The organism is Mycobacterium sp. TH-M11 (assembly GCF_057473725.1).
In genome coordinates, this window is sequence record NZ_JBYCLD010000471.1 from 1 (window position 1) to 7,218 (window position 7,218).

Annotated in this window: 7 protein-coding genes and 1 pseudogene; 3 read left to right on the forward strand and 5 right to left on the reverse strand. The window is 67.0% G+C overall.

Annotated features, from left to right (window positions below; all coding sequences use genetic code 11):
- Positions 1 to 97 (forward strand): annotated as a pseudogene (locus AC2VOG_RS18140) (short-chain dehydrogenase/reductase); the annotation flags it as partial.
- A gap of 67 nt (positions 98 to 164) precedes the next feature.
- Here AC2VOG_RS18140 and satS read toward each other — a convergent pair.
- Positions 165 to 1,433, reverse strand: a complete 1,269-nt coding sequence (gene satS / locus AC2VOG_RS18145; protein WP_486941226.1) for a protein export chaperone SatS — start codon at positions 1,431 to 1,433, stop codon at positions 165 to 167.
- Positions 1,434 to 1,471: 38 nt separating this feature from the next.
- Entirely contained in the window at positions 1,472 to 2,287 is an 816-nt protein-coding gene (locus tag AC2VOG_RS18150; protein ID WP_486941232.1) for an alkaline phosphatase family protein, read from the reverse strand.
- Between the two features lie 253 nt (positions 2,288 to 2,540).
- Here AC2VOG_RS18150 and AC2VOG_RS18155 point away from each other — a divergent pair, with 253 nt between their 5' ends.
- A complete protein-coding gene (locus AC2VOG_RS18155) occupies positions 2,541 to 3,923 on the forward strand; it encodes a PE-PPE domain-containing protein (RefSeq protein ID WP_486941227.1) in 1,383 nt (460 codons plus the stop codon).
- Between the two features lie 32 nt (positions 3,924 to 3,955).
- Positions 3,956 to 4,579: a uracil phosphoribosyltransferase gene (gene upp / locus AC2VOG_RS18160; protein ID WP_486941228.1), complete on the forward strand. Its 624-nt coding sequence runs from the start codon at positions 3,956 to 3,958 to the stop codon at positions 4,577 to 4,579.
- 1 nt (position 4,580) lies between these two features.
- Here upp and AC2VOG_RS18165 read toward each other — a convergent pair whose 3' ends face one another.
- The 3 genes from AC2VOG_RS18165 to AC2VOG_RS18175 form a co-directional block, all read right to left on the reverse strand.
- Positions 4,581 to 6,152 (reverse strand): phospho-sugar mutase, encoded by a 1,572-nt coding sequence (locus tag AC2VOG_RS18165; RefSeq protein WP_486941229.1) that lies wholly within the window; start codon positions 6,150 to 6,152, stop codon positions 4,581 to 4,583.
- Positions 6,153 to 6,162: 10 nt separating this feature from the next.
- On the reverse strand, positions 6,163 to 6,942 hold the full coding sequence (locus tag AC2VOG_RS18170; RefSeq protein ID WP_486941230.1) for a purine-nucleoside phosphorylase: 780 nt from the start codon (positions 6,940 to 6,942) through the stop codon (positions 6,163 to 6,165).
- Between the two features lie 9 nt (positions 6,943 to 6,951).
- Positions 6,952 to 7,218 (reverse strand): MarR family winged helix-turn-helix transcriptional regulator (locus tag AC2VOG_RS18175; protein WP_486941231.1); only part of this gene is annotated, 267 nt, incomplete at its 5' end.

Consider the following 7,218-nt stretch of genomic DNA (forward strand, 5'->3'; position numbering starts at 1 on the left):
CGACGTCCTCAAGGCGATGCGCGACAAAATTGCCGCAACGTCCGCGTCGATCGAGGAGTGGAAGGCTGTCACCAAGGACGTGAACTTCCCGGATTAGTTCTCCAGGGGCGCTATTCGCGCCGCAGCCGCGACGCTCGATCACAAGTCGTCGCAGGCTTGCGGCGCTATTCGCGCCGCAGCCGCGACTCGACGAAGCGCACCAGTTCTTCCCACTCCCGTACCGCCGCGGCGTACGGGCCGGCGGGTTTGCTCGTCGAGTCGGGGTCCAGGACATAAGCGACCAGCTTGCCCAGTGGCTCGTCGATCGCCAGCGCCTTGTCCACGGTGTTGTCCTCGGAGTAATCCCCGAGGTCGCGCAGGAATTCGACGGCCAGATCGAGTTGTTCGTGGTCGACCGCGTCCGGCCCTCCGGCGAAGTCGTCGGCCAGCCCGCTCAACACGTAGACGTTGTCGTCGGTGATGTGGACGTCCAATGAGCCGTCAGTGGCTGCGGTGCGGATGTCGTCGTAGGTGCTCAGATCGGAGAGATCGTGGTCGTGCTCGTCGGCGAGGTAGCGGGCCAGTGCACGCTCGGAGGCGAACACGCTGATTCTTCCGTTGCGGCCCAGGAAGATCGGGCGATCGTCGAAGTAGCAGCGCAAGGTGTAGAAGGTGCTTGTCCCGGTCATGATCGTAACCGGGTCGATGCCGACCTTCGCCCAGAAGTCCTCGTCACTGCCCAGCACCACTTCGTCGCCGGCCGCCCGGATGGCCGGGGTGTCTTCGGCAGCAACGGTTTCGGGCTCTGCTTCGTCGTCGGGGGTCTCCGACTCGGTGTCAAGCACCTCTTCTTCGAACGGTTCGTCCAACTCCGTCGCAGCGGCCTCCGACGCCGAGCTGTCCACCTCGGGGATGGTCACGATCTTGTCGACGGCGCCGAGCACGTCGTCCCAGCCCCGCCCGACGATATCGGCGATGGCGTGCCAGCGCTTCAGTCCCGCCTTGCCGGTGAAATGGTCGACGCCGCCGCTGAGCGATCCCAGCGTGGGGTTGCCGTTGAAAAACTTCATCACCGCCGGCAATTCGCACACCGATCCGATCGACGAGACGATCGTCAGCACGTTGGCCAGTTGCGCCACCGACTCCTCGGTCGGTTTCTCCGAGACCAAGTCTTCGACTGCGACCAGGTCGAAGTGCTTGTCGTCGGCGGGCTCCAACCGATGGGCGTTGGCCTCGGTCAGCGCCTGCCATGCCGGGTGGTCGACCAGGTCGTTGTCGGAGTTGGTGCGTACGAACGCGACCAGATCGGCCGGGGTCTGAAAGACGTAGAGGTCATCGTCGCGGCCCAGGAACGCCTCCCACTCGTCACCGGCGTCGCGCCAGCGCGGCGCCCACACGGTATAGCGGTCGCCGTCGGTCAGGCTCAAGCGAATAGGCACGAGGTCAGCAGCCATGCGGCTCACAATAGCGACGCTCTACCAGCCGGATCGGGTCAGGCACCCCAGATGTCGGTGATCGCCGGAGCTCTGGTCGCATAGCCGAGCTTGGGCAGCCCGTACATCTGCTCCAGGGTGGACAGCACGTTGTAGTGGCTGATCGGCTGATCGTAGGTGCCGGGGCGGACACCCGCGCCGTAGATCACCGTCGGAATCTGGTTGCGAGCGGTGTTGTCGTCCTCGTCCCAGGTCAGGATCAGCAGGCTGTTGTTGGCCCGCGCCCACGACGCGTATTGCGACAGGTTCTGATACAGCCATCGGTCCCCCTGCGCGATCGACCCGTCGTGCATGTCGTTGTCCAGGTTGGGAATGACCATCGACACGGTCGGCAGGCCGGCGTAGTTCGAGGGGAACGCCGTGAACGGAAGCGACCGCGTAGCGGGGATATTGGTGAAGCTGGCCCAGGGCACGTGCTTGCGCGCGTATTTGCCGGCCCGGCAATCCGCAGACCCCGGGCCGGGCAGGCTTTCGGCGAAGCCCGTGAACGTGTAACCGGCACCGAGCAGTTGCGAGCCGAGGTTGGGCGTGTCGCCCGCGTTCACCGGACAGACGTTGTCGGTGACCAAAGTGTTGCCGGCGAACAACGCGTAGTAGTTGGGTTCGCTGGGATGTGTTTCGGCGAAGGACTGCGCCATCATCGCCCCGCCGGCAGCCAGTTGATTGATGAACGGGGCCGCCTTGTTGCCGATGATGTTGGACTGCGAGCGGTTCTCCTCGACCACGATGACGACGTGAGCGGGGGTCGGGACCGCGGCCGCCGTCATGTCGAACGGCGAACTGAACGGCCGTTGGGTCGGGGCTGGCCACGTCATCACCGCGGTCGCGACGAGCAGCACACCGAAGAGGCTGACCGCTCGATTTCGCCTGCCATCACGACCTGATCGGCGTTGCATGGCCGGAGTATAGAAGCGGTTCGGCCGCGTGCTGGGTGCGCGCGTGTCAGTGTCGTTCGACGTCTTCCTGAGAAAAATTTGCGACTTTGCCGCATGTGGTAGCACGCAGGCCCTACGATTCGGCCACGCCGCAGGTATCGGCGCGCCACCTGCGGGGGAGTGAGGTCTGTCGATGACTGTTGTACGGACTCGTGCGCTGAGTGCGGTGGCCGCGGCGGCGTGCGCCACAGTGCTGAGCATGACACCGGCTTTCCAGCCCGGTTATCGGGCATTGCTGGCCGAGGTCGGTCTGGTCTCCAATGACGGCTACATCATGGGCGGCACCGGAGATCCCACCCCGGACAGCGCTTACCTCAGTTCGGTCGAATCGCTGTACCTCAGCCAGGACAGCGCCTACACCTTCGAACCGGTCGCCACGCCGGAGCAGTTCTGCCCGATCGTGTGCAGTTCCACCGAGCCGGATCTGGGTTTCGGTGAATCGCTCAATCAGGGTGTGGGCGACCTGAACAGCGTGATCGTCCCGGCGTTGCAGGGCGGCAACGACGTCGCGGTGTTGGGCTACTCGCAGAGCGCCACCCTCGCCACCATCGAGATGAACGATCTGCTGGCCAACACGCCGGCCGGAGTGAACCTCAACGACGTGAGCGTGACGCTGCTCGGTGACCCCAACAGTCCGATCGGCGGCATCCTGGACCGCTTCGGATTCCCCGACGGCGTCGGCGCCTTCAGCGTGAGCCCCGAGCCCCAACACGTTCCGTTCCTCGACATCCCGCTGAACCTGGCTGACACCCCGACGACCGGGATCGCGACCGACATCTACACCGGCGAGTACGACGGGTGGGCCGACTTTCCCGAGGACCCCCTCAATCTCTTCGCCGACCTCAACGCCCTGATCGGCATCGGGACGGTGCACCCCTACTATCCGGACCCGACAGCCGGGGTGAACTTGGACACCCCCGCCACGATCGATCTCGGCACCATCGGCAACACCACCTTCTACGACATTCCCGCGCCGCTGCCGACGCTGGCGTTCATGTACGACGGCGGCCCGGCCGGACAGTTCTTCTACGATTCCTTCGCCCCGTTTGCGACCTTGGTCGACGACTGGGGCTACGGCAACCCCGGTGATCCGGGCGCCGGCATCGCCGTCAACGGGGTCGACCCGATCGGTGCTGCCGGTCCTTGGACGGTCGACGCGACCGGCCAACTGGTCGAATCCGGCGTCGCCGGGTTCATCCCGAAGATGGACCCGCTGCAGATGCTCGCCGGCATGGAATATGCCGCGGTGCAGACGTTCGTCGGCCCGGTCGACGACCTGCTGCGCGATGCCGGGCAAGCGTCGCTGCCACAATCGTTCGTCGACTCGCTGTTGTCGGGCTACGACTCGCTGAACAAGCTCGATGCGTCGCTGCTCACTGAGTGGACGTCCATGACGGCGAGCATTCCGTCCATGGCGCCAGATGCGATTTTCAGTGGCGAACCGCTGGTCTCCGGGCAGCCGCTGATCGACCTGGTCGGTTACGGTTTCGACATCTTCAACTTTTTCGGCGCCTGACGCCGAGCCGGGCCCGGCTAAGGTCATCTCCCGTGGATGTGCACGTCGTCGATCACCCGCTGGCCGCGGCGCGGCTGACCATACTGCGCGACGAGCGCACCGGCGCCGCGGCATTTCGCGCCGCGTTGGGCGAGCTGACCACGATGTTGGTTTACGAAGCCGCCCGCGACGCGCCCGGCCAGACGGTTGTGGTGCGCACCCCACTGGCCGAGGCTGCGGGCACCCGGTTGGCCAAACCACCTCTGCTGGTCGCGGTTCTGCGCGCCGGGCTGGGTATGCTCGGTGCGGCGCATGCGCTGTTACCGCAAGCGCGAGTGGGGTTTGTCGGCGTCGCCCGCGACGAGCAGACCGCGTTGCCCGCGCCATATGTGGAATCGCTGCCGGACGAGTTGCACGGCCAGCCGGTGCTGGTCCTGGACCCGATGCTGGCCACCGGCGGTTCGATGAGCCTCACCGTCGGGTTGCTGCAACGCCGCGGCGCGGACGACATCACCGTGGCGTGTGTCGTGGCAGCACCGGAAGGCATTGCGGCGCTAGAGAAGACGGCACCGCGGGCGCGGCTGTTCACTGCCGCCGTCGACGATGGTCTCAACGACCTCGCCTACATCGTGCCCGGCCTCGGCGACGCCGGCGACCGCCAATTCGGGCCGCGCTGAGCTACCAGCGGGTGACAGCGTCGGCGACCTCGTCGCGCAACGCATCGGCGTGGCCTCGGTCGCCAGCGCGGACCTCGATGTAGAACTTGACCTTCGGCTCGGTCCCCGACGGTCGGACGACGACGCGGGCGCTCGTATCGGCATCACCGCCGGTGAAAATCAGCGCGTCAGTTCTCGGCCTCAGATCCGTTGCGGTGAAACCGAAACCGGCGATATCACCGGGCGCTATGGCGCGCAGTCGGCGCATCATCGCAGCGGCCGCATCGGCGTCGGCGACCGGCCGGGACACGGCCGCACCGCTGTGCACCCCGAAGCGGCGGGCCAAATCCTCGAGCGCATCGAGTAGCGAACGCTGCGACTGCTTGAGCGTTGCGACCACCTCGCCGACCAACACTGCGGCGCTGATGCCGTCCTTGTCCCGCACCGCTGCGGGGTCGACGCAGTATCCGATGGCTTCCTCGTAGGCGTACAGCAGCGTGCGCCCCGGCAGCCCGGCATCGGCTCGGGCCAGCCATTTGAAACCGGTCAGCGTCTCGACATGTTGTGCACCCCAGTGCGCGGCGATCGCCGTGAGCATCCGCGACGACACCACGGTGCTGGCGACCACACTCGTGGCCGCGTCGGCCTGCGACAAGATGTAATCGCCAAGTAGCCAGCCGGTTTCGTCGCCAGTAAGCATCCGCCAGCCAGCCGGTGTGGGTACGCCGACAGCGCACCGGTCCGCGTCGGGATCGAGCGCAATGGCGACGTCGGCGCCGATCTGCGCGGCAAGTGCGAGCAGTGCGTCGGTGGCACCTGGTTCTTCGGGGTTGGGAAACTTCACGGTGGGGAAATCGGGGTCGGGAGCAAATTGACTGGCGACGACGTGCACGTCGGTGAAGCCGGCCCGACGAAGCGTTTCGACGGCCACGTCGCCGCCGACACCGTGTAGCGGGGTGAGCGCCAGCCGAATCGGGCCCGCGGTCGAGCGCCGCACCCCCGCGGCCCGTTCTATGTACTGATCGACCAGTGTCGAATCGGTTGGCTCGACCGTGGACCTGGCAATTGTGTCAGCGAATGGTGCTGCAGCCATTGATGTTTCGATTTCACGGTCGGTGGGGGAGATGATCTGGATGCCGCCGTCCAGATACACCTTGTAGCCGTTGTCGGCGGGTGGATTGTGCGACGCGGTGATCTGGATGCCGGCCGCCGCGCCGGTGTGCCGCACGGCAAAGGCCAGCACTGGCGTCGGTACCGGCTGTGGCAGCAGTGTGACCGAAAAGCCTTGAGCAGCAAATACTTCAGCGGTTGCGGTGGCGAAGGCGGCCGACCCGTGCCGGGCGTCGCGACCCACGATCACGGTCGATCCGGCCGGCCCGCGCCTCCGGAGGACGGTCGCCACCGCCCAGCTGGCGCGCAACACCACGGCCAGGTTCATCGCGTCCGGGCCACCGCGCACCGGGCCGCGCAGTCCTGCGGTGCCGAACGACAGCGGCCGGGAAAACCGCTTCGCCAACTCGGCTTGGGAGCAGCGGGCGAGTTCGGCGGCCGTCGCTGGATCGGGGTCATGCGCGATCCACTCGGCCGCTGTCACGGGAGTGCCGTCACAGCCGTGCGACCACGTCGGCCAGCAGCGAACCCATTCGGGCCGCCGACGCGGCACCGGTCTGCAGCACCTCGACGTGACTGAGCGGCTCGCCGGTGATCCCCGCCGCCATGTTGGTGACCAGCGAGACGCCGAGCACCTCGGCGCCGGCAGCCCGCGCCGCGATCGTTTCGTGCACGGTGGACATGCCGACCAGGTCGGCGCCGATCGTGCGCAACATCCGGATCTCGGCCGGCGTCTCGAAATGCGGGCCGGGCAGCCCGGCGTACACGCCCTCGGTCAATCCGGGATCGACCGCGCGGGCCAGCGTCCGCAGCCGCAGGGCGTAGGCGTCGACCATGTCCACGAATTGGGCACCGACCAATGGTGACCGCGCGGTCAGGTTCAGGTGGTCGCTGATCAACACCGGGCGGCCGACAGTGAAGTCCTCGCAGACCGCGCCCGCGGCGTTGGTGAGCACGACGACGCGGGCACCCGCCGCGCACGCGGTACGCACCGGATGGACGACATGCTCCAGGTCGTGGCCTTCGTAGGCATGCACCCGGCCGGCCAGCACGAGCACGCGGTGTCCGCCGATGGCCAGTGAGAGCACCTGGCCGGTGTGGCCCGCCGCCGACGGCGGGGCGAATCCGGGCACGTCAGCCATCGCCAGTGTCGTCGTCGGATCACCCAGGGCGGCCACGGCCGGCGCCCAACCGGAACCCAGCACGATCGCCACGTCGTGTTCGCCGATGCCGGTCTGGTCGGCGATGAACTTCGCTGCGATGTCTGCGAGCACAGCCGCAGCCTAATCCGCGCCGCGCCGGCTGAGCTGGTCCAGCACGCGCAGGAAGACGTCGCGGTCGTTCGCGCAAATCTGGCTCAGCCACCGCTGTTCGCCGCGCTGGATGTCCCCCTGCGCCGCGTCCTTGATGGAGCGGCCCGCATCGGTGATCGCCAGCAGGCGTGCGCGACGGTCGTCGGGATCGGGCATCCGCTCGATGTAGCCGTGGCCCTGCAACTCGTCGAGGGTGGCGATGATGCGGGTCTTGTCGGCGCCGATCGCCTGGGCCAG